This window comes from Janthinobacterium kochi, assembly GCF_051380715.1.
Lineage (GTDB): Bacteria > Pseudomonadota > Gammaproteobacteria > Burkholderiales > Burkholderiaceae_D > Janthinobacterium.
Genome location: NZ_JBNYXO010000022.1, coordinates 14,296 through 36,510, shown reverse-complemented (window position 1 = coordinate 36,510; position 22,215 = coordinate 14,296). Strand labels below are relative to the sequence as shown.

The 22,215-nt window shown below is 60.9% G+C and carries 21 protein-coding genes; 16 read left to right on the top strand and 5 right to left on the bottom strand.

The annotated features are described in order from the left end of the window. Positions 1-23 precede the first annotated feature (23 nt). The 5 genes from lptA (at position 24) to ACQ4WL_RS26615 (ending at position 4,496) form a co-directional block, all read left to right on the top strand. On the top strand, positions 24-605 hold the full coding sequence (gene lptA, locus ACQ4WL_RS26635) for a lipopolysaccharide transport periplasmic protein LptA (RefSeq protein WP_436512611.1): 582 nt from the start codon (positions 24-26) through the stop codon (positions 603-605). Continuing rightward, a complete protein-coding gene (gene lptB / locus ACQ4WL_RS26630) occupies positions 605-1,360 on the top strand; it encodes an LPS export ABC transporter ATP-binding protein (RefSeq protein WP_099760888.1) in 756 nt (251 codons plus the stop codon). Before lptA ends, lptB begins: the two co-directional genes overlap by 1 nt. A gap of 4 nt (positions 1,361-1,364) precedes the next feature. Beyond that, complete coding sequence (locus ACQ4WL_RS26625; RefSeq protein WP_436512609.1) at positions 1,365-2,843, top strand: RNA polymerase factor sigma-54; 1,479 nt, start codon at positions 1,365-1,367, stop codon at positions 2,841-2,843. Between the two features lie 69 nt (positions 2,844-2,912). Beyond that, positions 2,913-3,275 (top strand): ribosome hibernation-promoting factor, HPF/YfiA family, encoded by a 363-nt coding sequence (gene hpf, locus ACQ4WL_RS26620; protein ID WP_035824124.1) that lies wholly within the window; start codon positions 2,913-2,915, stop codon positions 3,273-3,275. A 135-nt stretch (positions 3,276-3,410) separates the two neighbouring features. After that, complete coding sequence (locus ACQ4WL_RS26615; RefSeq protein WP_436512607.1) at positions 3,411-4,496, top strand: enoyl-CoA hydratase/isomerase family protein; 1,086 nt, start codon at positions 3,411-3,413, stop codon at positions 4,494-4,496. Here the strand turns inward: ACQ4WL_RS26615 and rapZ are convergent, their stop codons facing one another. The 5 genes from rapZ to ilvA form a co-directional block, all read right to left on the bottom strand. After that, positions 4,497-5,360, bottom strand: a complete 864-nt coding sequence (rapZ, locus tag ACQ4WL_RS26610) for an RNase adapter RapZ (protein ID WP_436512605.1) — start codon at positions 5,358-5,360, stop codon at positions 4,497-4,499. Positions 5,361-5,614: 254 nt separating this feature from the next. Further along, positions 5,615-6,550: an HPr(Ser) kinase/phosphatase gene (gene hprK / locus ACQ4WL_RS26605; protein ID WP_034753337.1), complete on the bottom strand. Its 936-nt coding sequence runs from the start codon at positions 6,548-6,550 to the stop codon at positions 5,615-5,617. A 36-nt stretch (positions 6,551-6,586) separates the two neighbouring features. Next, positions 6,587-7,069: a PTS sugar transporter subunit IIA gene (locus tag ACQ4WL_RS26600; protein WP_071079718.1), complete on the bottom strand. Its 483-nt coding sequence runs from the start codon at positions 7,067-7,069 to the stop codon at positions 6,587-6,589. Positions 7,070-7,402: 333 nt separating this feature from the next. After that, the gene (gene queF / locus ACQ4WL_RS26595) at positions 7,403-8,245 is read right to left on the bottom strand and encodes an NADPH-dependent 7-cyano-7-deazaguanine reductase QueF (RefSeq protein ID WP_436512643.1); all 843 of its coding nucleotides are present in this window, start codon (positions 8,243-8,245) and stop codon (positions 7,403-7,405) included. 132 nt (positions 8,246-8,377) lie between these two features. Then, entirely contained in the window at positions 8,378-9,913 is a 1,536-nt protein-coding gene (ilvA, locus tag ACQ4WL_RS26590; RefSeq protein WP_436512603.1) for a threonine ammonia-lyase, biosynthetic, read from the bottom strand. Positions 9,914-10,115: 202 nt separating this feature from the next. On the opposite strand from ilvA, the gene ACQ4WL_RS26585 reads away from it, so the two are divergent. From ACQ4WL_RS26585 to ACQ4WL_RS26535, 11 genes are all read left to right on the top strand, one after another. Continuing rightward, positions 10,116-10,607: a YqaA family protein gene (locus ACQ4WL_RS26585; RefSeq protein ID WP_436512601.1), complete on the top strand. Its 492-nt coding sequence runs from the start codon at positions 10,116-10,118 to the stop codon at positions 10,605-10,607. A 263-nt stretch (positions 10,608-10,870) separates the two neighbouring features. Then, the gene (locus ACQ4WL_RS26580; RefSeq protein ID WP_436512600.1) at positions 10,871-14,911 is read left to right on the top strand and encodes a DUF3683 domain-containing protein; all 4,041 of its coding nucleotides are present in this window, start codon (positions 10,871-10,873) and stop codon (positions 14,909-14,911) included. Beyond that, positions 14,911-15,360 carry an HIT family protein gene (locus ACQ4WL_RS26575; RefSeq protein WP_436512598.1) on the top strand — a complete coding sequence of 150 codons (450 nt, stop codon included), beginning with the start codon at positions 14,911-14,913 and terminating at the stop codon, positions 15,358-15,360. Before ACQ4WL_RS26580 ends, ACQ4WL_RS26575 begins: the two co-directional genes overlap by 1 nt. Before the next feature lie 9 nt (positions 15,361-15,369). After that, the gene (locus ACQ4WL_RS26570; protein WP_099760882.1) at positions 15,370-15,819 is read left to right on the top strand and encodes a gamma-butyrobetaine hydroxylase family protein; all 450 of its coding nucleotides are present in this window, start codon (positions 15,370-15,372) and stop codon (positions 15,817-15,819) included. Between the two features lie 95 nt (positions 15,820-15,914). Continuing rightward, complete coding sequence (locus ACQ4WL_RS26565; protein WP_436512596.1) at positions 15,915-16,259, top strand: YciI family protein; 345 nt, start codon at positions 15,915-15,917, stop codon at positions 16,257-16,259. Positions 16,260-16,261: 2 nt separating this feature from the next. Then, positions 16,262-17,491, top strand: coding sequence for an RNA polymerase sigma factor (locus ACQ4WL_RS26560; RefSeq protein ID WP_436512594.1), 1,230 nt, complete (start codon positions 16,262-16,264; stop codon positions 17,489-17,491). Between the two features lie 29 nt (positions 17,492-17,520). Beyond that, positions 17,521-18,255 (top strand): bifunctional demethylmenaquinone methyltransferase/2-methoxy-6-polyprenyl-1,4-benzoquinol methylase UbiE, encoded by a 735-nt coding sequence (gene ubiE / locus ACQ4WL_RS26555; RefSeq protein WP_010394608.1) that lies wholly within the window; start codon positions 17,521-17,523, stop codon positions 18,253-18,255. A 31-nt stretch (positions 18,256-18,286) separates the two neighbouring features. Then, on the top strand, positions 18,287-19,228 hold the full coding sequence (locus ACQ4WL_RS26550; RefSeq protein ID WP_436512592.1) for a Tim44 domain-containing protein: 942 nt from the start codon (positions 18,287-18,289) through the stop codon (positions 19,226-19,228). A 152-nt stretch (positions 19,229-19,380) separates the two neighbouring features. After that, on the top strand, positions 19,381-20,019 hold the full coding sequence (locus ACQ4WL_RS26545) for a ubiquinone biosynthesis accessory factor UbiJ (RefSeq protein WP_436512590.1): 639 nt from the start codon (positions 19,381-19,383) through the stop codon (positions 20,017-20,019). Next, on the top strand, positions 20,016-21,587 hold the full coding sequence (ubiB, locus tag ACQ4WL_RS26540) for a ubiquinone biosynthesis regulatory protein kinase UbiB (RefSeq protein WP_436512588.1): 1,572 nt from the start codon (positions 20,016-20,018) through the stop codon (positions 21,585-21,587). Before ACQ4WL_RS26545 ends, ubiB begins: the two co-directional genes overlap by 4 nt. A gap of 19 nt (positions 21,588-21,606) precedes the next feature. Next, positions 21,607-22,209, top strand: a complete 603-nt coding sequence (locus tag ACQ4WL_RS26535; RefSeq protein ID WP_436512586.1) for a methyltransferase — start codon at positions 21,607-21,609, stop codon at positions 22,207-22,209. The last annotated feature ends 6 nt before the right edge of the window (positions 22,210-22,215 follow it).

Genomic DNA, 22,215 nt, shown 5'->3' with positions numbered 1-22,215 from the left:
GAATGAAACAAGGAAACCATACTATGAAGAATATCTTGCTGATGACCGTATTTTCCCTGGCCATCATGGGCGTGGCGCATGCCGAGAAGGCCGATTCCGAGAAGGAAGCCGTCATCACGGCACGTAGCGGCCACGTCGATGACGTCAAGCAGGTGCGTACCCTGACGGGCGACGTCGTGCTGGTCAAGGGGACGCTGACCATGAAGGCGGGCCGGGCCCTGATCACGGAAGACCCGCAAGGCTACCAGTTCATTACTTTCTGGGCCGATCCCGGCAAGCTGGCCACCTTCCGCCAGAAGCGCGATGGCGCGGGCGACCTGTGGGTCGAAGGCGAAGCAGAGCGCGTGGAATACGACAACAAGACGGAAGTGGTAAAACTGTTTTCCAAGGCCAAGGTGACGCGCCTGGAAGGCTCGAAAGCGACCGACGTGGCCAATGGCGCCTTCATTTCGTATGACAGCCGCAAGGAAGAGTTTGCGATGGAAAATTCCAACAGCGGCACCAGCACCCCGGATGGCGGCAGCGTGCGCATGGTGATCCAGCCGAAGACCAAGGCACCGGCGGCGGAGAAAGCGCCGGCCACGCCTGCGCCAGGAAATAAATAATGGACAATACACGTTGCGGCAGCACCCTGATCGTTCGCGGGCTGCAAAAAACCTATGGCAAGCGGCAGGTCGTGCATGACGTCTCGCTGCAAGTCGAATGTGGCGAAGTGGTGGGTTTGCTGGGGCCGAACGGCGCCGGCAAGACCACCTCGTTCTACATGATCGTCGGCCTGGTGCCGTCGGACGGCGGCAGCATCGATATCAGCGGCGTGGACATTTCCCGCCTGCCGATCCACCGCCGCGCGCAGATGGGCCTGTCGTATCTGCCGCAGGAAGCGTCTGTGTTTCGCAAGCTGACGGTGGAAGATAATATCCGCGCCGTGCTGGAAATCCAGACCGTCGAAGGCCGTCCCCTGAAGAAGGCCGAGATCGAGGAGCGCCTGGATAAACTGCTGGCCGACTTGCAGATTGAAAAGTTGCGCGAGAACCAGGCGCTGTCCCTGTCGGGCGGCGAGCGGCGCCGCGTGGAAATTGCCCGCGCGCTGGCTACCGACCCGCGTTTCGTGCTGCTCGACGAACCGTTTGCCGGTGTCGACCCCATCGCCGTGATCGAGATCCAGCGTATCGTGCGCTTCTTGAAGGAGCGCAATATCGGCGTGCTGATCACCGATCATAATGTGCGCGAGACGCTGGGTATCTGCGACCGTGCCTACATCATCAACCAGGGCTCCGTGCTGGCGTCGGGACGCCCCGATGACATCATCGCCAACGAGTCGGTACGCCGGGTCTATCTGGGCGAACACTTCCGTATGTGAGCCAATGAAACAATCATTGCAGCTGCGCACTTCGCAGCACCTGGCACTGACGCCGCAGTTGCAGCAATCGATACGCCTGTTGCAATTGTCTACCCTGGAATTGCACCAGGAACTAGAGCAACTGCTGACGGACAATCCCTTGCTCGAGCGCCTCGATGACCCGCTCGACCGTTCGCTGCGCCTGCTGTCCGACGGGGCATTGAGTTCCACGGCCGCGCCGGCCGAAGCACCGCCCCAGCCGCCAGGCCAGGATGCGCCTGCAGCACCGGCCGAAGCAGAAACCTTTGACGGCGAGGCGGGCGAGGGCCCGGCCGCCGCGGATGGCGGCGACAGCGACTGGAGCGAGGCGAGCCGGGGCAAGGCGCCCGACGACGAAGATTCCCGTCCGCAACTCGAAGCCCACCACTGCACCCTGCGCGAACACTTGATGGAGCAGATGCGCGTGACGGTGCTCGAATTGCGTGACCGCGCGCTGGTCGAGCTGATCATCGATGCGCTCGACGACAATGGCTACCTGGAAGAGTCGCTCGACGACATCCTGGCGCGCCTGCCGGAAGAACTGGAAATCGACGCCGACGAGATGCGCACGGCCTTGTCTCTGCTGCAAAGTTTCGATCCGCCCGGCGTGGGCGCGCGCAATGCGTCCGAATGCCTGGCGCTGCAAATCAAGCGTTTGCCGCATATTGCCATGGTGACGCGGCGCATGGCCCTTGTTATCGTGGAAAAGCATCTGGCCTGGTTTGCCCAGCGCGATTTCAACAAGCTGAAAAAAGCACTCGATTGCGATGAGGAAGACTTGCGCGAAGCACAGACCGTGATTCGCCAGTGCAATCCGCATCCGGGTGCCGTCTTTGCCTCGGATGTGTCCGATTACGTGGTGCCCGACGTCGTCGTCAAGCGCGCGCGCAATGGCTGGCAAGTGACCCTGAACAATGACGTCATGCCGCGCCTGCGCGTCAACGCCATGTACGCCAACCTGCTCAAGCAGGGCAAGGGTGAGGGTGCCATGGGCGCACAGTTGCAGGAAGCCAAGTGGCTGATCAAGAATATGCGCCAGCGCTTCGACACGATCCTGCGCGTGGCGCAGGCGATAGTAGAAAGACAAAAGAACTTTTTCTCGCATGGGGCCGTTGCCATGCGCCCCCTTGTGCTCCGTGAAATAGCTGATACACTGGGTTTACACGAGAGTACGATCTCGCGGGTAACAACTCAAAAGTACATGCTGACCCCGCACGGCATGTTCGAGTTGAAATATTTCTTTGGTAGCCACGTCGCCACCGAAGCGGGGGGCGAAGCGTCATCGACGGCGATACGGGCATTGATCGTGCAACTGACAGGAGCTGAAGACCCTAAAAATCCTTTATCCGACAGTAAGATTGCGGACATGCTGGGGGAACAAGGCATGGTGATTGCGCGACGTACTGTTGCCAAATACCGGGAAGCGTTGAAAATTCCGCCAGTGAGCCTGCGTAAGTGTTTGTAAGTTTTTTTCGGTTCCTCTGCGGGCCGGAGTCGATGGACCGCACGAACCCGATCATCTTTAGGAGTGTGTATGAATCTCACCATCAGCGGACATCATCTCGAAGTCACACCAGCCATCCGTGAATACGTACAAACGAAGCTGGAGCGTGTGAAACGTCATTTCGATCAAGTTATCGATATTGCCGTGATTCTGACCGTGGATAACCTCAAAGAGAAAGAAAAACGTCAAAAGGCCGAAGTCAACCTGCGTCTGAGTGGCAAGACCGTCTACGTGGAAAGCCTGGCGCACGACCTGTATGCCGCCATCGATACCCTGATCGACAAGCTGGACAGGCAAGTGATGAAGTACAAAACCAAAGTGCAAGGGCACGGTAAAGAGGCGATCAAGCATCTGCCAGACAACTCAGAGGAAGACGCCGTCGTCGCCGTCTAAGGCCACCCGCTTCCAGCAGTTGTGATCAACTAAGGGCGCACATCTTGCGCCCTTTTTTGCGCCCGGACCTGTTGAACGCAATGTTCCCCGTGCAGGCGCTAGAATGTTTGCACTTTCACTTCTTTCCTGCCTGCCATGAGCGACTTCGTCCAGACCTCCATCCGCAATCGCACGGGCCACATCGTGCTCGACCGCCCGAAAGCCTTGAATTCCCTGTCGCTGGATATGGTGCGCGCGCTGAGTGCGGCCCTGCTGGCCTGGCGCGACGATCCGCAGGTGGACGCCGTCATCATTCGCTCCAGCAGCGACAAGGCCCTGTGCGCCGGCGGCGACATCCGTTTCTTTTACGATGCGGGCCTGGCCACGCCGCAAGGCGGCAGCGCCCAGCTGGAAGATTTTTTTACGGAAGAATATGCGCTAAACCATTTGATTCATTTCTATCCGAAACCGTATATCGCCGTGATGGATGGCGTAGTCATGGGCGGCGGCATGGGCGTGGCGCAAGCCGGGCCAGGCAACCGCCTGCGCATCGTCACGGGCCGCACGCGCATGGCCATGCCGGAAGTCAATATTGGTTTGTTTCCCGACGTGGGCGGCAGCTATTTCCTTTCCCGCCTGGCCGGTCAGCTGGGCCTGTACCTGGGCTTGACGGGTTTGACGATCAACGCGGCCGATGCCCTGTACACGGACCTGGCCGATGTGTACTTGCCCGAGGCGCAGATGGGCTCGCTGCTGGATCTGTTCGAATCGACGCCGGGCGAGGCCTTGCCGGTGGCCATCAAGGCACTGGCTGCGCCGTTCCACCCCGAGGTGGGGGCTTCTCCTCTGGCCACGGCGCGCGCGGCGCTGGACCGCCATTTCGGCGCCCCTTCCGTGGCCGCCATCATGGCTTCGCTGGCACAAGACGACAGCGCGTTCGCCGCCAAGGCCCTGGCGGCCATGCGCCTGCGTTCGCCGCTGATGATGTCGGTGACCCTGGAATTGCTGCAGCGTGGCGCCCGCCTGGGGGTGGCCGATTGCCTGCGCATGGAGCGCACGGTGGTGCGCCACAATTTCGCGCATGGCGAAGTGATCGAGGGCGTGCGCGCGCTCGTGGTCGACAAGGACAATGCGCCGCGCTGGAGTCCGGCCAGCCTCGACGAGGTCGATGCGGCCATGGTGGCGCGTTTCTTTGCGCCCGTCTGGCCGGCGTCAGCGCATCCACTGCGCCACCTCGACTGATTAAGCGCGCTCGCGGTGGCGCAAGACTACGCGCTCGTTCGGCCCGAAATACTGCGCCAGCCGTTCCGCCATGTACACGGAGCGGTGCTGGCCGCCCGTGCAGCCCAGGGCCACCGTCAGGTAGCTGCGGTTGTCGGACTTGAATGACGGCAACCATTTTTCGATGAAGGCGCGGATGTCGGCCAGCAGTTCCAGCGCGCTCGGTTGCGCGTCGAGGAAGGCGATCACGGGCGCGTCGCGGCCGTCGAGCGGGCGCAGCGCCAAGTCGTAATAGGGATTGGGCAAGGCCCGCACGTCGAAGACGAAATCGGCGTCCAGCGGCACGCCCAGTTTGAAGGCGAACGATTCAAAGAACAGGGTCAGCGGGGCGCGTTCGGAGGCGACGATATCCTTGATCCAGGCGCGCAATTTGTTGGCGCTCAGTTCCGAGGTGTCGATCACATGGCCCAGCTGTTCGATGGCAGACAGGCGTTCGCGCTCTTCCGAGATGCATTCGATCAGGGTGCGGCGGCTGGCCGGATTCTGGTTCGGACGCAATTCGTGCGACAGGGGATGGCTGCGCCGCGTTTCGGAGAAGCGCGCCACCAGCGAATGCGTGGTGGCCGTCAAAAACATGACCTTGACGTCGTGCCCCTGGTCGCGCAGCAGGGCCACGTTGTGCGGCAGGCTGGTCAGCGACTCGGCGCTGCGCGCATCGACGGCGACGGCCAGTTGCGGCGTACCTTCGTCGAGCAGCGTTTGCACCAGACTGGGCAGCAAGGCCGGCGGCAGGTTGTCGACACAATAATAGCCGGTATCTTCCAGCACATTGAGCGCGACGGATTTACCGGAACCGGATATTCCGGTGATAAGGACGATATGCATACGCCGATCATACAATAAAGATCGGCGCTGCGCTCCCAAGGCAATGATCTTTACAAATTATTGCAATTATTGTTCGAGCATTGCTTGTATTTAATTGTTGCCATTGACGTCAATGTGGGGTCAGACCCGTCGGGTCGGACCCCGGTAATTAGTCACCACTCATTGCCAACCGCTGGTGTAGCAGGGGGTTCGGAGAGCCTTGCTCTCCGCCTGCGCAACGGTTCGCCCTTGCAAGGGCGAACTCCTTGGCAACATTAATCGCCACTCATGGCGAGTCGTTGCCGTTCCATAAACTCCTGCAAGGTATCGATGCCGCGCAACTGCAAAATCGTGTTGCGCACGGCCGCTTCCAGCAGCACGGCGATGTTGCGGCCGGCGGCGACGGGGATGACGACCTTGCGCACGGGCAAGCCGAGCACGTCTTCCGTGGGGAACAGGAAAGGCAGGCGCTCGACTTCTTCTTCCAGCGCGTTGCGGCGCACCAGGTGCACGATCAGTTTCAAGCGCATCTTGCGGCGCACGGCTGTTTCGCCAAAGATGGCCTTGATGTCGAGCAAGCCCAGGCCCCGCACTTCCAGCAGGTTTTGCAGCAGGGGCGGGCAGCGGCCTTCGATCATGTTCGGCGCGATGCGCGAAAACTCGACGGCGTCATCGGCCACCAGGCCGTGGCTGCGCGAGATCAGCTCCAGGCCCAGTTCGCTCTTGCCCAGGCCAGAGTCGCCCGTGATCAGCACGCCTACGCCCAGCACGTCCATGAACACGCCATGCATGATGATGCGCTGCGCCAGCTTTTTCGACAGGTAGACGCGCAGGAAGTCGATCACTTGCGCGGCCGGCAGCGGGGTCGAGAACAGGGGGATGTTTTGCTCGTCGCAAATGGCGAGGATGTCTGGCGGCGTTTCCAGCCCTTGCGCGATGATCAGCGCGGGCGGACCGCCGGCGATCAGCTCGCCGATCACGTGGGTGCGCGTATTGACCTTCAGGCGCTGGTAGTAATTGATTTCCTGGTGACCAAAGACCTGGATGCGGCCCGGATGGATCAGGTTCAAGTGGCCCACCTGGTCGGCGGCCGACGAGACATCGCCCGAGATCAGGCGCTCGCCGCCGGGGAAACCGGCGAACCAGCCCAGTTGCAGACTTTCACGATTATCGTCGTACAGGCGTTGTATCGTCAGCGGCGTTTGCAACATGGCAGTCTTCTTCAGGAGTGGAGGAATACCTGAAGTTTAACCCGCCGCTTGCAGACTGGGTTGCCAATTGACGATGCGCGAATGCACGGATTTCGGTTCCGGATCCGTGGCCAGCGCCGTGCGGAAGGCATCGTCGGAAAACATTTCGGCGATTTCCGACAAAATTTCCAGATGTTGCTGGGTGACATGATCGGGAATCAGCAGGAAAAACAGCAGATTCACGGGCTTGCCATCGGGCGACTCGAAGGGAATCGGCTCGGCCAGGCGCACGAAGGCGCCCAGCGGCGCTTTCAGGGTCTTGCTGCCCTTGACCCTGCCATGCGGCACGGCCACGCCATGGCCCAAGCCTGTCGAGCCCAGGCGTTCGCGGGCAAACAGATTGTCCGAAACGGTAGAGCGGGCGATGCCGTAGTTGTTTTCGAAGATCAGGCCGGCTTGCTCGAAGGCGCGCTTTTTACTGGAGACTTCCAGGTCCAGCAGGACGTTTTCGAGGGATAGTATTTTGCTAAGATTAGTCATGACACTCAATGAAATGGTGCAATGCGCAGAGGGCTTGCGAGCCGAATTATAGGCCTGTTTCCGCGGCCTGTAACGCCAATTCTCAACAGTATACGCCCGCTGCGGGCGCAGTGCGCGCTACAGCCCATGTCGCCATCATTTTAGCAAAAAACCAACACCGGGGTATATCGGCTATTTCTTGATTAAAAACACGCGGCGCGCCGGTTTTTCCGCCGCCGAATACCGATTTTCCGATTTTTCAGCGTCTTTGACATGCACTGGGGCACTACTGCAACGTTGTTTTAAAACACAGCCGACATTCCTGTTGGCATGATTTCAAGGTGTTGCGCGGTGTTACTGGCGTGCATTGCGCAGATTGCCCGGCACCGCTCCCGTGCTGTAGTTGCTGCGCCACGGATTGATATCGAGTCCGCCGCGGCGCGTATAGCGCGCATACACGGACAGTTTTTGCGGCTTGCACTGGCGCAAGATATCGACAAAGATGCGCTCCACGCATTGCTCGTGGAATTCATTGTGTTCGCGGAAGCCAATCAGATAGCGCAGCAGGCTTTCCTGGTCGATCTGTGGTCCTGCATACGCGATCTGCACGCTGCCCCAATCGGGCTGGCCCGTCACCAGGCAATTCGATTTGAGCAAGTGCGAGACGAGTTTTTCTTCCACCGGTGCATCATCGAACGCCGCCTTCAACAGCAGCGGCGAGGGCGTGTATTGCGTGATTTCCAGGTCAAGGCGATCGAGCAGCACGCCTTCGAATTCACCCATTTTCAGCTTGCCGAAATCTTCCTGCAAGGTCAGTTCCACTTGCACGGGCGCGCCAAAACCGTTCGACAAATCCTGCTTGAGCAGGGCCAGCAGCGCATCCGGGCTGTCCAGTTTGGTCTGGTTGAAGGAGTTCAGGTACAGCTTGAACGATTTCGATTCGATGATGTTCGGCGAATCGGCCGGCGCGCTGACCTTGGCAATGGCGACTTGCGGCTTGCCGCGCTGGTTCAGCCACGACAGTTCGTACGCATTCCAGATATCGAGGCCGAAGAACGGCAAGGTGCCGTGCAATTCCAGTTCGTCGCGCTTGCCCTGGCGGGGAATCGGAAACAGCAGTTCCGGTGCGTAATCGCTGCGGTAGGCGGAGCTTTTGCCCAGGGGGGATTGTCCGGCGAGGTCGTTGGTGGTGGTCATGGTCGTGTGGCGTAGTTCGGTCAAGGACGCATGGTAGCCTATTTCAACCCAACGGCAAGGATCGGGGTCAGACCCGACGGGGGAATGCGCCCCGGTGGGGCGCATTCCGATCGCGAAGCGACTGACCTGTTATTACCCCAGGAACAGCTTATACACAGGATTGCTGCTTTCATCCCAGTAACGGTACCCCAGGGTATCGAGGAAGCGGGCGAATTCTCCCATTTCATCGGGCGGCACTTGCAGGCCGATCAGGATACGGCCCACGTCACCGCCCTGGCTGCGGTAGTGGCACAGGGAAATATTCCAGTTCGGCGCCATGCTGTCGAGGAAGCGCATCAGTGCACCGGGACGCTCGGGGAATTCAAAGCGGTACAACAGCTCATCCTGCGCCAGCCGGCTCTTGCCGCCGACCAAGTGGCGGATGTGCGACTTGGCCAGCTCGTCGTGGGTCAGGTCGAGCGTCTTGAATTCGTGTTCCTCGAAGGTCTTCGCCAGCACGCTTGACTCATGCCGGTCGGCAATCTGGATGCCGACGAAGACGTGCGCGGCTTTTTCATCGCTGATGCGGTAATTGAATTCCGTCACGTTGCGCGCGCCGATGAGCGAGCAGAAGCGCTTGAAGCTGCCTCGCTGTTCGCGCATGGTGACGGCAAACACGGCTTCGCGGAATTCGCCCAGTTCGGCCCGCTCGGCGACGAAGCGCAAGCGGTCGAAATTCATGTTGGCGCCGCAGGCGATGGTGACCAGCGTCTGGTTGACGATGGGGTGCTTGCTCAGGCTGGCCCGCTCCACATAAGCTTTGGCGCCAGCGATGGCCAGCGCGCCGGCCGGTTCCAGGATGGAGCGCGTATCCGTAAACACATCCTTGATGGCGGCGCAGATGGCATCCGTATCGACGATGATGATGTCATCGACATATTGCTGCGCCAGGCGGAAGGTTTCCTCGCCCACCAGGCGCACCGCCGTGCCGTCCGAAAACAGGCCCACGTCGGGCAAGGTGACGCGTTCGCCCGCTTTCAGCGAGCGCGCCATGGCGTCCGAATCGACCGTTTGCACGCCGATGATCTTGATGTCGGGGCGAATCTGTTTCACGTACGCCGCCACGCCGGCGATCAGGCCGCCGCCGCCGATGGCCACGAAGATGGCGTGGATGGGGCCGGAATGCTGGCGCAGGATTTCCATGCCGATCGTGCCCTGGCCGGCGATCACGTCCGGATCGTCGAACGGGTGCACGAAGGTCAGCTTCTGTTCTTTTTCCAGCGTCAGCGCGTGGTTGTAGGCATCCGTGTAGGACTCGCCGTGCAGCACGATTTCCACATGCACGCCACCGCGCGCCTTGACGGCGTCGATCTTGACGGGTGGCGTGGTGGTGGGCATGACGATGACGGCGCGGCAGCCCATGCGCGCGGCCGACAGTGCCACACCTTGGGCATGGTTGCCGGCGGAGGCGCAAATGACGCCGCGCTTGCGTTCCGCGTCGCTGAGCTGGGCCATCTTGTTGTAGGCGCCGCGAATCTTGAAGCTGAACACGCTTTGCATGTCTTCGCGCTTGAAGTAAATCTGGTTGTTCAGGCGCTGCGACAGGGCCGGGGCCAGTTCCAGCGGCGTTTCGGTGGCAACGTCATAGACGCGGGCGGTCAGGATTTTCTTGAGGTAGTCGATGTTCATAGTCTGCTAGCAAGTGATTCTGGGCCAGAAAGGTACTGGAGCGTGTCGGTCGATAGCGGCGGCGCGGCGGCGGATAGCCTGGCGACAAATAATGCTCTGTGGAACTGCGGGCGGGTATGCCTTTGCCTGCTGGCGCGATGTGTGCGGCGCCCAGGCTGCTCTTCATTATAATGGAGAGCCATACTGCATCGCGAAGTGTTCCATGATCGAATCCGCAATCGCCTGGCTGCTGCAGCTGATCGCAGCGCCGGAAGTCGGGCTGACCTCGGTCTTTCTGATCAGCTTTATTTCAGCCACCTTGCTGCCGCTCGGCTCGGAACCGGCCGTGTTTGCCGTCATCAAGGCCAACCCGGCGCTGTTCTGGGCCGCCATCGGTGTCGCCACCCTGGGCAATACCTTGGGTGGTATCGTCGACTACTGGCTCGGCTACCGCGCCAAGCAGGCGTTCGCCAAGGAGCGCGACACGCGCTGGTTCCGCTGGCTGGCCCGCTATGGCGCCAAGACCATGTTGCTGGCCTGGCTGCCTCTTGTGGGCGACCCCCTGTGCACGCTGGCGGGCTGGCTCAAGCTGCCGTTCTGGCCCAGCGTGGCCTACATGGCCGTCGGCAAGTGCGCGCGCTACCTGACCATGACCACCTTGCTGCTGTACGTGCCCGATGGCGTTTGGCACCGGATCGGACAAATGCTGGCGTGATGGCGATGGTGCGTATTGCAACGCCTGTTTGCCCTATTTTTGGGCAGCTTGATAGTTTGTAGCTGAGTCCGATTCTTGGCATTTTTACGTAAAAAAATCAGGAAGACTGGTTTTTTATTCATGTAAAAGTAAGCTTTCCCGTATTTGCTATGGTGGTCGATGAGGTGCTTAAACCTTAGGCGGCCTAAGGCTGTTCCCGCATGGTGCGGCGCAATAAGATAAAATGGTCCTTTAGGGTCCAGTCCACATCGTCACCACACTCCATGAACGCTCCCGCACAACTCCAAGCTTTACTGGCAGAAACGCCGAATGGTCCCGCAGCAAGCCGCCTGCGTGAAATCCCGTATAACTACACATCGTTTTCCGATCGCGAGATCGTCATACGCCTGTTGGGGGAGGACTCCTGGCGCCTGCTCGACGAGCTGCGCGGCGCCCGTCAGACGGGCCGTTCGGCCCGCATGCTGTACGAGGTGCTGGGCGACATCTGGGTGGTGCGCCGCAATCCCTACCTGCAGGATGACTTGCTCGACAACCCGAAGCGCCGCCAGGGCTTGATCGATGCCTTGCATCACCGCCTGGCCGAAGTCGACAAGCGCCGCCTGTCCATCGATGCGGCCGGCGGTGACGCGCTTGCTGCCGGTGAAGCGCCGGAAGTGGCGCAGGCGCGCAGCAAGAATGTGGAACTGTTGCTGAAAGCGGCCAGCAAGGCCGTGGCCGATTTCGGCGATGAATTCCGCAAGACCTATGACTTGCGCAAGCGCACGGTCAAGGTGCTGGGCCGCTACACGGAAAAGCACAATGTGCGCTTCGACGGCATGACGCGCGTCTCGCACGTGACCGATGCCACCGACTGGCGCGTCGAATACCCGTTCGTCGTCCTGACGCCCGATACGGAAGAAGAAATGGCTGGCCTGGTGAAAGGTTGCATCGAGCTGGGGCTGACCATCATCCCGCGCGGCGGCGGCACCGGCTACACGGGCGGCGCGATTCCCCTGACGCCGATGTCGGCCGTCATCAACACGGAAAAACTCATTACCCTCGGCGCCGTGGAAATGACGGTCTTGCCGGGATTGAGCCACGAATACGCGACGATCAATTCGGGCGCGGGCGTGATCACGAACAAGGTATCGGAAGCGGCGGAAAAGGCCGGCTTCGTCTTCGCCGTCGACCCGACCTCGGCGCATGCTTCTTGCATCGGCGGCAACGTCGCCATGAATGCGGGCGGCAAGAAAGCCGTGCTGTGGGGCACGGCGCTCGACAACCTGGCTTCGTGGCGCATGGTCGACCCGAACGGCGACTGGCTCGACGTCACGCGTCTCGACCATAACCTGGGCAAGATCCACGATATCGCACTGGCACGTTTCCAGCTGGAATGGCGCCACCCGAGCACGCGCGACGCGACGAAACCGAACGCGCCGTTCAAGACGGAAATCCTGGAAATTCCTGGCCGCAAGTTCCGTAAAGAGGGCCTGGGCAAGGACGTGACGGACAAATTCCTCGCCGGCTTGCCGGGCATCCAGAAAGAAGGCTGCGACGGTCTCATCACGTCGGCACGCTGGATCTTGCACAAGATGCCGAAATTCGCCCGCACCGTCTGCCTGGAATTCTTTGGCCAGGCGCGCGATGCGATTCCATCGATCGTGGAAATCAAGGATTACCTCGACGGCTTGCCGGCCAAGGGCGAGCAATACACGACCATCCGCCTGGCGGGCCTGGAACACCTGGACGAGCGCTATCTGCGCGCCGTCGGTTACGCCACCAAGTCGAAGCGGGGCGTGCTGCCGAAGATGGCCCTGTTTGGCGACATCGTCGGCGACGATGAAAATGCCGTCGCGCAAGCGGCGTCGGAAGTGGTGCGCATCGCCAACACCCGTGTGGGTGAAGGTTTTGTGGCCGTCAGCCCGGAAGCGCGCAAGAAATTCTGGCTCGACCGCGCCCGCACGGCGGCGATCGCCAAACACACCAACGCGTTCAAGATCAATGAAGACGTGGTGATTCCCCTGAATCGCATGGGCGAATACACGGATGGCATCGAACGCATCAATATCGAGCTGTCGATCAAGAATAAACTGCAGTTGGCCGATGCCCTCAGTGAATTCTTTGCCAAGGGTAACTTGCCAATTGGCAAGAGCGACGATGCTTCCGACGACCGGGTCGACGATGCGGAAATGCTGGGCGACCGCGCCGAGCAGGCGCAGCAGTTGCTGGCGCAAGTCACGGCACGCTGGACCTATCTGCTGGCCCAGTTGGACCGTCCGCTGGCGGACGTGAAGGGCGAGCTGGCCGAACTGGGCATGGAGCGTTTGCTGCCCGTGTTCGATGCGCGCCTGGAAACGCAGCCGAACGCCACCCTGTTTGACGTGGTGCAGGACCGCACCGTGCGCATTACCTGGAAGCAAGAGATTCGCGCCCAGCTGCGCCAGATCTTCAACGGTGCCGCCTTCAAACTGATCCTCGACGAGGCGACCGCCATCCATGCGCGCATCTTGCGTAGCCGCGTGTTTGTCGCGCTGCACATGCATGCGGGCGACGGCAACGTGCACACGAACTTGCCCGTCAACTCGGACAATTACGAAATGCTGCAGGACGCCCACCAAGCCGTGGGCCGCATCATGATCCTGGCCCGCTCGCTCAATGGCGTGATTTCCGGCGAACATGGTATCGGCATTACCAAGCTGGAATTTTTGACGGAAGAAGAAATCGGCGAGTTCCGCAGCTACAAGCAGCGCATCGACCCGGAAGGTCGTTTCAACAAGGGTAAATTGCTGAACCTGCCGGGCATGGGCGCCGACTTGCGCAATGCCTACACGCCATCGTTCGGCCTGATGGGGCATGAGTCCTTGATCATGCAGCAAAGCGATATCGGCGCCATCGCCGACAGCGTCAAGGATTGCTTGCGCTGCGGCAAGTGCAAGCCCGTCTGCGCAACCCATGTGCCGCGCGCGAACTTGCTGTACTCGCCACGCGACAAGATTTTGGCGACCTCGTCCCTGATCGAAGCCTTCCTGTACGAAGAGCAGACGCGGCGCGGTATTTCCATCAAGCATTGGGAAGAGTTCGAGGACGTGGCTGACCACTGCACGGTGTGCCATAAATGCGTCACGCCTTGCCCCGTCAACATCGACTTCGGCGACGTGTCGATGAACATGCGCAACTTGCTGCGCAAGATGGACAAGAAAAGCTTCAATCCCGGCACCAAGGCAACGATGCTGTTCCTCAACGCTACCGATCCCGTGACCATCAACGCCACGCGCAAGGTCATGATCGGCTGGGGTTACAAGGCGCAGCGCCTGGGTCACGATTTGTTGAAGAAATTTGCCAAGAAGCAAACCAAGGCGCCGCCGCCATCGACAGGCAAGCCACCCGTCAAGGCGCAGGTGATCCACTTCATCAATAAAAAGATGCCGGGCAACTTGCCGAAGAAAACGGCGCGCGCGCTGCTCGATATCGAAGATGATAAAGTCATCCCGATCATCCGCAATCCGAAGACGACCACGGCCGATACGGAAGCCGTGTTTTACTTCCCCGGTTGTGGTTCGGAACGGCTGTTCTCGCAAGTGGGCCTGGCCACGCAAGCGATGCTGTGGGAAGTGGGCGTGCAGACGGTCTTGCCACCGGGTTACCTGTGCTGCGGTTATCCGCAACGGGGTGCGGGCGAGTTCGACAAGGCCGAGAAGATGATGACGGACAACCGCGTCCTGTTCCATCGCATGGCTAACACGCTCAATTACCTCGACATCAAGACGGTGCTGGTGTCGTGCGGCACCTGTTACGACCAGCTGGCAACGTACCAGTTTGAAAAGATTTTCCCGGGCTGCCGCATCATGGATATCCATGAGTATTTGCTGGAGAAAAACGTCAAGCTGGAAGGCGTCAATGGCACGCGCTATATGTACCACGAGCCTTGCCACAATCCGATGAAGCTGCAAGAGTCGGGCAAGACCATCAATTCCCTGATCAGCACGGTAGATAACGTGAAGATCGAAAAGAATGACCGTTGCTGCGGCGAATCGGGTTCGCTGGCCGTCACGCGCCCTGACATTTCCACGCAAGTGCGTTTCCGCAAGGAAGAAGAGATGGTCAAGGGTGCAGACAAGCTGCGCGGCGATGGTTTCACGGGTGACGTGAAAATCCTCACCAGCTGCCCGTCGTGCCTGCAAGGCTTGTCGCGCTACAATGACGATTCGGGCACCACGGCCGACTACATCGTCGTCGAGATCGCCAAACACTTGCTGGGAGAGAACTGGATGCCGGATTACGTGAAACGCGCCAATGACGGCGGCATTGAACGGGTGCTGGTGTAATGTCCACGAGTTGCGATCTGTGTCAGCTGCTGGACGGCTACGCCAACAAGCAGGGTCTGGAGACCTTGCTGTGGCGCAGCGAACGCTTGTCCGTGGTGGCCGTCGACGACCCTGCATATCCCGGCTTTTGCCGCGTGATCTGGAACAAACACGTGAAGGAAATGACGGATTTGACGCCCGGCGAGCGCAATTACGTCATGGAAGTCGTGTGGCAAGTCGAGCTGGCCGTGCGCGAAGTGATGCAGCCGGAAAAGGTCAATCTGGCCAGTTTCGGCAACATGACGCCGCACGTGCACTGGCACGTGATTCCCCGCTACCGCGACGATGCGCACTTCCCGAACCCCAGCTGGGCGGTGATCCAGCGCGAGACGGCGCCCGCGGTGCTGGCCGCGCGCCGCGCCCTGTTGCCGGCACTGCGCGACGCCATCATTCAACGTTTATCCGCATAAAGTATTGTCATGACTGAAAAAACAGCAACACCCCAACCGACCGGCTTGACCGTGCACAACCAGTCGCGCGTGCTCGACGTGGCTTTTGATGATGGCAGCACATTTGCGCTGCCGTTCGAATACCTGCGCGTGTACTCGCCGTCGGCCGAAGTGCAGGGCCATGGCAAGGGCCAGGAAACCTTGCAATTGGGCAAGCGGTTGGTCGGCATCACAGGCCTGGAGCCGGTCGGCAACTACGCCGTGCAGCCCACCTTCAGCGATGGCCACAATTCCGGCCTGTATACCTGGGCTTATCTGTACAAGCTGGGCGCCCAACAAGCTACCCTGTGGCAGGATTACCTGGATCGTCTGACGGCAGCCGGCTACCCCGGTGACAGCGGCCGCGACGCCAAGGCTGACATGACGGTCAAGCAATCTTCCGGCCATGTCCACGGCCCTAGCTGTGGCCACAAGCATTAATTAGAAATAATGCGGTAATCTTGTCGGATTGCCGCCGCCCCGTTCGTCGTATGAATGCCCGCGCTTGCGGGCATTTTTCTTTTGGAGAAGAGACTATGGAATACCTGATCCTGATCTACGCCGATGAATCCCGTTATGAAACCATGGCAGAAGGGCAGATGGCCAGCCTGATGGCCGACTTTGCCAGCTATACGCAGGACCTGGAAGCGGCTGGCGTGCTGCGCGGGGGCGCGGAGCTGGCGCCCGTGGGCAGCGCCACCTGCGTGCGTGTGCAAAATGGCAAGCCTGTCATCACGGATGGGCCGTTCGCGGAAACCAAGGAGCAGCTGGGCGGCTACTATTTGCTGGACTGCGCCCACCTGGACGAAGCGCTGGCCTGGGCCGGGCGTTGCCCGGCCGCATCCCTGGGCACCATCGAAGTACGGCCTGTCACGGCATAAACATGGCAGACGACGCCGTCGCGGCCGTCGAACACGTCTTTCGCCAGGAAAAGGGCAGGGTGCTGGCCGGTCTGATGCGGCGTTTCGGCGACCTGGGCCTGGCGGAAGATGTGTTGCAGGAAGCGTGTCGCAAGGCGCTGGAACTGTGGCCGCGCACGGGTATCCCCGATCATCCTGCGGCCTGGCTCAGTGCCGTGGCGCGCAATGCGGGCCTCGATCACGTGCGCCGCGCGGGCAAGAGCGTCAGCGAGGCCGAGGACGTGCTGTCCTGCCTGCCTGCTTCCATGATGGAAGAAACGCACGCCATCGAGGACGACCGCCTGCGCCTGCTGTTCATTTGTTGCCATCGCGCGCTGGCGCCCGAGGCGCAGGTGGCGCTGGCCCTGCGCACCCTGTGTGGCCTGTCCACAGCCGAGATCGCACGCGCCTTCGGCGTGGCCGAAGCGGCCCTGTCGCAGCGGCTATTGCGCGCCAAGCGCAAGATCGCCGAGGCGCGCATTCCTTTCGGGTTGCCACCGGAGCAAGAATTGCAGCAACGGCTGGCGCCAGTGCTGCACGTGATTTACCTGGTCTTCAGCGAAGGCTATTGCGCCAGTGGCGGCGACACCCTGCTGCGCGCGGACCTGTGCGCGGAGGCGTTGCGCCTGGCGCGGCTGCTCCCGGGCCAGCCGGAAGTGCAGGGTTTATTGGCTTTGATGCTGCTGCAGGCATCGCGCGGCCCGGCCCGCCTGTCGCCCGATGGTTATTTACTGACCCTGGAAGAGCAGGACCGGCGCCTGTGGGATGACGCCCTGATTGCCGAGGGACTGGCCGTGCTGGAACCGGCCTTGCCGGCAAGGGCGCCGGGGCCGTATCAGTTGCAGGCCGCCATTGCCGCCTTGCACGCCAAAGCTCCCACGGCCAGCCAGACGGACTGGCGCCAGATCCACGTCCTGTACGGCGCCTTGCTGCGGCACAAGCCGGAACCCTTGATCTTGCTCAATGCGGTGATCGCCTGCGCCATGGCGCATGGCGCCGCACACGGCCTGGCGTGGCTGGATCGCCTGGAAGCCGTGCCCAGCCTTGCCAGCTCGCATTATCTGCACGCGGCCCGGGCCGACTTGCTGCGCCGCCAGGGCGACCGGCAGGGGGCGCTGGCGGCGTATGCCCGGGCGGCAATGCTTGCTTCAAATGCAGTGGAAAGGCAATACCTTCTCCGGCGTCAGGGGGAAATGCGCCTGCCGCTTGTATAATGCGTGCAAGTTCAAACAGACTGCCTACCATGACCAATACGACCCATTTCGGATACAAAACAGTTGCAGAAGACGACAAAGTGCGCGAAGTCGCCAAGGTGTTCCATTCCGTCGCTGCCAAATACGACGTGATGAACGACTTGATGTCGGGCGGGCTGCACCGTCTGTGGAAGACGTTCACCATTGCCAACGCGGGCGTGCGCCCCGGTTTCAAGGTGCTCGACATCGCCGGCGGCACGGGCGACCTGTCGAAGGCATTTGCCAGGCAGGCGGGTCCTACCGGCGAAGTCTGGTTGACCGATATCAATGAATCGATGTTGCGCGTGGGCCGCGACCGCCTCTTGAATCGCGGCTTGCTCACCCCCACCTTGTTGTGTGACGCGGAGAAACTGCCGTTCCCCGATAACTATTTTGACCGTGTCAGCGTGGCCTTTGGCCTGCGCAACATGACGCACAAGGATGTGGCGCTGGCGGAAATGCGCCGCGTGCTGAAACCGGGCGGCAAGCTGCTGGTGCTGGAGTTTTCCAAGGTGGCCGCGCCGCTGCAAAAGCCGTATGACCTGTATTCGTTCTCGGTCTTGCCGTGGTTCGGACAGAAAATCGCCGGCGACGCGGAAAGCTATCGCTACCTGGCAGAATCGATCCGCATGCACCCGGACCAGGAAACGCTGAAGACCATGATGGAAACGGCGGGCCTGGAGCGCGTGCAGTACTACAATTTGACGGCAGGCATTGCCGCTTTGCATACCGGCATCAAGATGTAATGCATCAACGTTGGTGATTTTAGGAGATGGAATGAAATTGAAGAAATTTATGGTTGGCATGATGCTGGCCGCGACCACGGTATCCATGCTGGGCGAGGCGCTGGCCCGTCCCATGGGCGGTGGCCGTTCGTTTGGCCGCCAGTCGCAAAACGTGGGCCGCCAGGCGCCCGCACCGGCGCCGACCCCGGCACCGGCTGCCGCGCCACGCCAGGCACAACCTGCGCCAGCCCCCGCACCGGCACCTGCCGCCAAGGCACCGAGCCGCTGGAAAGGCTTGCTGGGCGGCGCCTTGCTGGGCCTGGGCCTGGGCGCGCTGCTGTCGCATTTCGGCCTGGGCGGCGCCCTGGCCAGCATGATCAGCACTTTGCTGATGGTGGCCTTGCTGGCTGGCGTGGCCTTCTTCATCTATCGCATGGTGCGCGGCAAGCGCGACAATAACGCCAACGGCAATACGCCGTTCGCGGGCTTCGGCAACCAGCCTGCGCCGGCCGGCAACGTGCCCGACATCGGTTCGCGCATTCCACCGCTGCCGCCGCTGCAGCCCGTCTCGTCCGGCGTCGGCCTGGACAAGCCGGTCCCGGCTGCCGCGCCATGGGGCGTGCCAAGCGACTTCGACAAGGAAGCCTTCCTGCGCCACGCGAAAAGCAATTTCATTCGCCTGCAAGCGGCCTGGGACAAGGCGGACGTCAACGATATCCGCGAATTCACGTCGCCGGAAGTGTATGCGGAATTGCGCATGCAAATCCAGGAACGGGGCGCGCAGCCGGACTTTACGGATGTCGTCACCATCGATGCCGAACTGCTGGGCATCGAAACGAGCGTCAACGATTACCTGGCTAGCGTAAAGTTTACGGGCCTGATCCGTTCGGCGCCTGGCGCGGCAGCGGAACCGTTCGCGGAAGTGTGGAATATGTCGAAACCCGTCAGCGGTAACAGCGGCTGGGTCCTGGCAGGCATTCAGCAATTGAATTAATTGTCAAAACTTGCTGAATAATGGCTTAAGTCCATGCGCAATGCATGATGCTTGACAGATATTTCCTGCTGAACTGGTAAGATCGAAACCGCCCACCTTGTTTGATGGGCGGTTTTTTCTTTTTAGGGGCGCGCCTGGCGCGCTGTATATAGATGGCACCACTTTCCGATCTTTCCCCGATGACGCCCGTCATCGCGACCATCAACCATTTGCTGGCGCAGGAGCCGTGGGCGCGCCAGCAGCTGGCCGTGCACGCTGGCAAGCTGGCCTGTATCGACACGGGCGCCGTGGCCTTGCGCCTGCGCGTCGACAGCGCCGGCATGCTGGAGGCGGCGCCGGCCGACATGCCGGCCAACGTGACCATCCGCGTGAAATTGTCCGATGTGCCGCTGATCTTGCAACACCGCGAACGGGCGTTTTCGTATGTGAAGATCGAAGGCGATGCCGAGTTTGCCAATGCGATTTCGCAATTGAGCAAGGGTTTGCGCTGGGAAGCCGAGCACGACCTGGAAAAGATATTCGGTCCCATGCTGGCCACGCGCCTTGTTGCCGGTGCGAAAGATGCTGTCGCTTTTGTGCGCACGGGCCAGCAAAAACTGGCGGAAAACGTGGCCGAATACTTTATCGATGAACAGCCCATGCTGATCCGTCCTTCTACCTTGCAAGAATATTCCGCGGGCGTGACGCGCGTGCGCGATGACGTCGAACGCCTGGCCAAGCGCCTTGCCCGGCTGGAAAAGGCGGCCGCCGCCCTCCAGCCTTTGTCTCCCACACCGGATTTGTCTACATGATATTGAAATTCCTGCGCCTGTTTAAAATCATCCGTGTTTCCATCAAGTACGGTCTGGATGAGATAGCGATTTCTGGTCTGCAAGTTCCCCGCACCGCCAAATTGATCGACACCCTGATTTTCTGGCGCGACCTGTCATCGCCGCGGGGCGTGCGCCTGCGCCTGGCGCTGGAAGAGCTGGGGCCTATCTTCGTCAAATTTGGCCAGGTGCTGTCGACCCGGCGCGATCTGATGCCGCCCGACATCGCCGAAGAACTGGCGCGCTTGCAAGACCGCGTGCCGCCCTTCGATTCCGACCTGGCCATCGCGCAGATCGTCAAGTCGCTGGGCGCGCACCCGGATCAACTGTTTGCCAGCTTCGAGCGCGAGCCGGTGGCGTCCGCCTCCATTGCCCAGGTGCACTTCGCCACCTTGAAAGATGGCCGTGAAGTGGCCGTGAAGGTCTTGCGTCCAGGCATGAAAAAGCTGATCGACGAAGACGTGGCGCTGATGCACATCGCCGCCGACTGGACCAGCCGCCTGTGGGCCGACAGCAAGCGCCTGAAACCGAAAGAAGTGGTGGGCGAGTTCGACAAGTACTTGCACGACGAACTGGATCTGATGCGCGAGGCGGCCAACGCCAGCCAGTTGCGCCGCAATTTCGCCAACTCGGACTTGCTGCTGGTGCCGGAAATGCACTGGGATTACTGTTCCAGCAGCGTCATCGTGATGGAACGCATGGTTGGGATTCCCGTGTCGCAGACTGAGCGCCTGGTGGCCGCCGGCGTGGACTTGCGCAAGCTGTCCAGCGATGGCGTGGAAATTTTCTTCACACAAGTGTTCCGCGACGGCTTTTTCCATGCGGACATGCACCCAGGCAATATTCTCGTGTCGATCGCGCCCGAATCGTTCGGCCGCTATATCGCGCTCGACTTCGGCATCGTGGGCACCTTGAATGACTACGACAAGGATTATCTGTCGCAAAACTTCCTCGCCTTCTTCCGCCGTGACTACAAGCGCGTGGCCGAAGCGCACATCGAATCGGGCTGGGCGCCGAAAGACACGCGCGTCGATGAACTGGAAGCGGCCGTGCGCGCCTGCTGCGAGCCGATCTTCGACCGTCCACTGAAGGATATTTCTTTTGGCCAGGTGCTACTGCGCCTGTTCCAGACCTCGCGCCGCTTCAACGTCGAAGTGCAGCCGCAACTGGTGCTGTTGCAAAAGACCCTGCTCAATATCGAAGGCCTGGGCCGCCAGCTCGACCCGGAACTGGACTTGTGGCAAACGGCCAAGCCGTATCTGGAAAAATGGATGAGCAACCAGGTGGGGCCGCAAGGCTTCATGGAACGCTTGCGCGCCGAGGCGCCCCGTTATGCGCACATTTTCCCGCAACTGCCGCGTTTGCTGCACCAGGCCTTGACGGTGCATGGCGAACCCCGTGAAAACGATGTGGAATTGATGAAAACCTTGTTGGCAGAGCAACGCCAGACGAATCGATTGCTGAGCTTTATCGTGTACTTCGTGGGCGCCTTCGCGCTCGGTGCGCTGGGCTTGCAAGTATTCATGCGCTGGCATCAATTGCCGTTTTAACTGGCTGAGGACGTAAGTGATGGCTGACTTTCATAACCGCGACCCGCTCTCGCCCGCCTTCTGGGACGAGCGTTTCGAGAAGCAATTTACGCCCTGGGACCATGGCGGCGTGCCGTCGCGGTTGCGCCGCTTCGTTGCCGGCAGCCCGGCCCCGCTGCGCTGCCTGATTCCTGGCTGCGGCTCGGCCTATGAACTGGTCTTCATGCTCGATCAAGGCTGGCATGCCACGGCCATCGACTTTTCGCCGGCCGCCGTGGCTGCCGCGCGCGCTGTCGTCGGTGCGCGGGCAGGGCAGGTGGTGGAAGCCGATTTCTTTGCCTGGCAGCCAGAAGCGCCGCTGGACCTGATCTATGAGCGGGCCTTCCTGTGCGCCATGCCGCGCGCCATGTGGCCGCAAGTGGTGGCCCGCTGGGCGCAGTTGCTGGCGCCGGGCGCCATGCTGGCCGGTTACTTTTTCTTTGACGACAATGCCAAGGGCCCGCCATTTGGCATTTCGCGTGAGCAATTGCAGGCCTTGCTGGCGCCGCATTTCGACTGCCTGGCTGATGAGGCCGTGGACGATTCCATCGCCGTCTTCGCGGGCAAGGAGCGCTGGATGAGCTGGCGCCGCCGGGCGGACTGAGGCGGC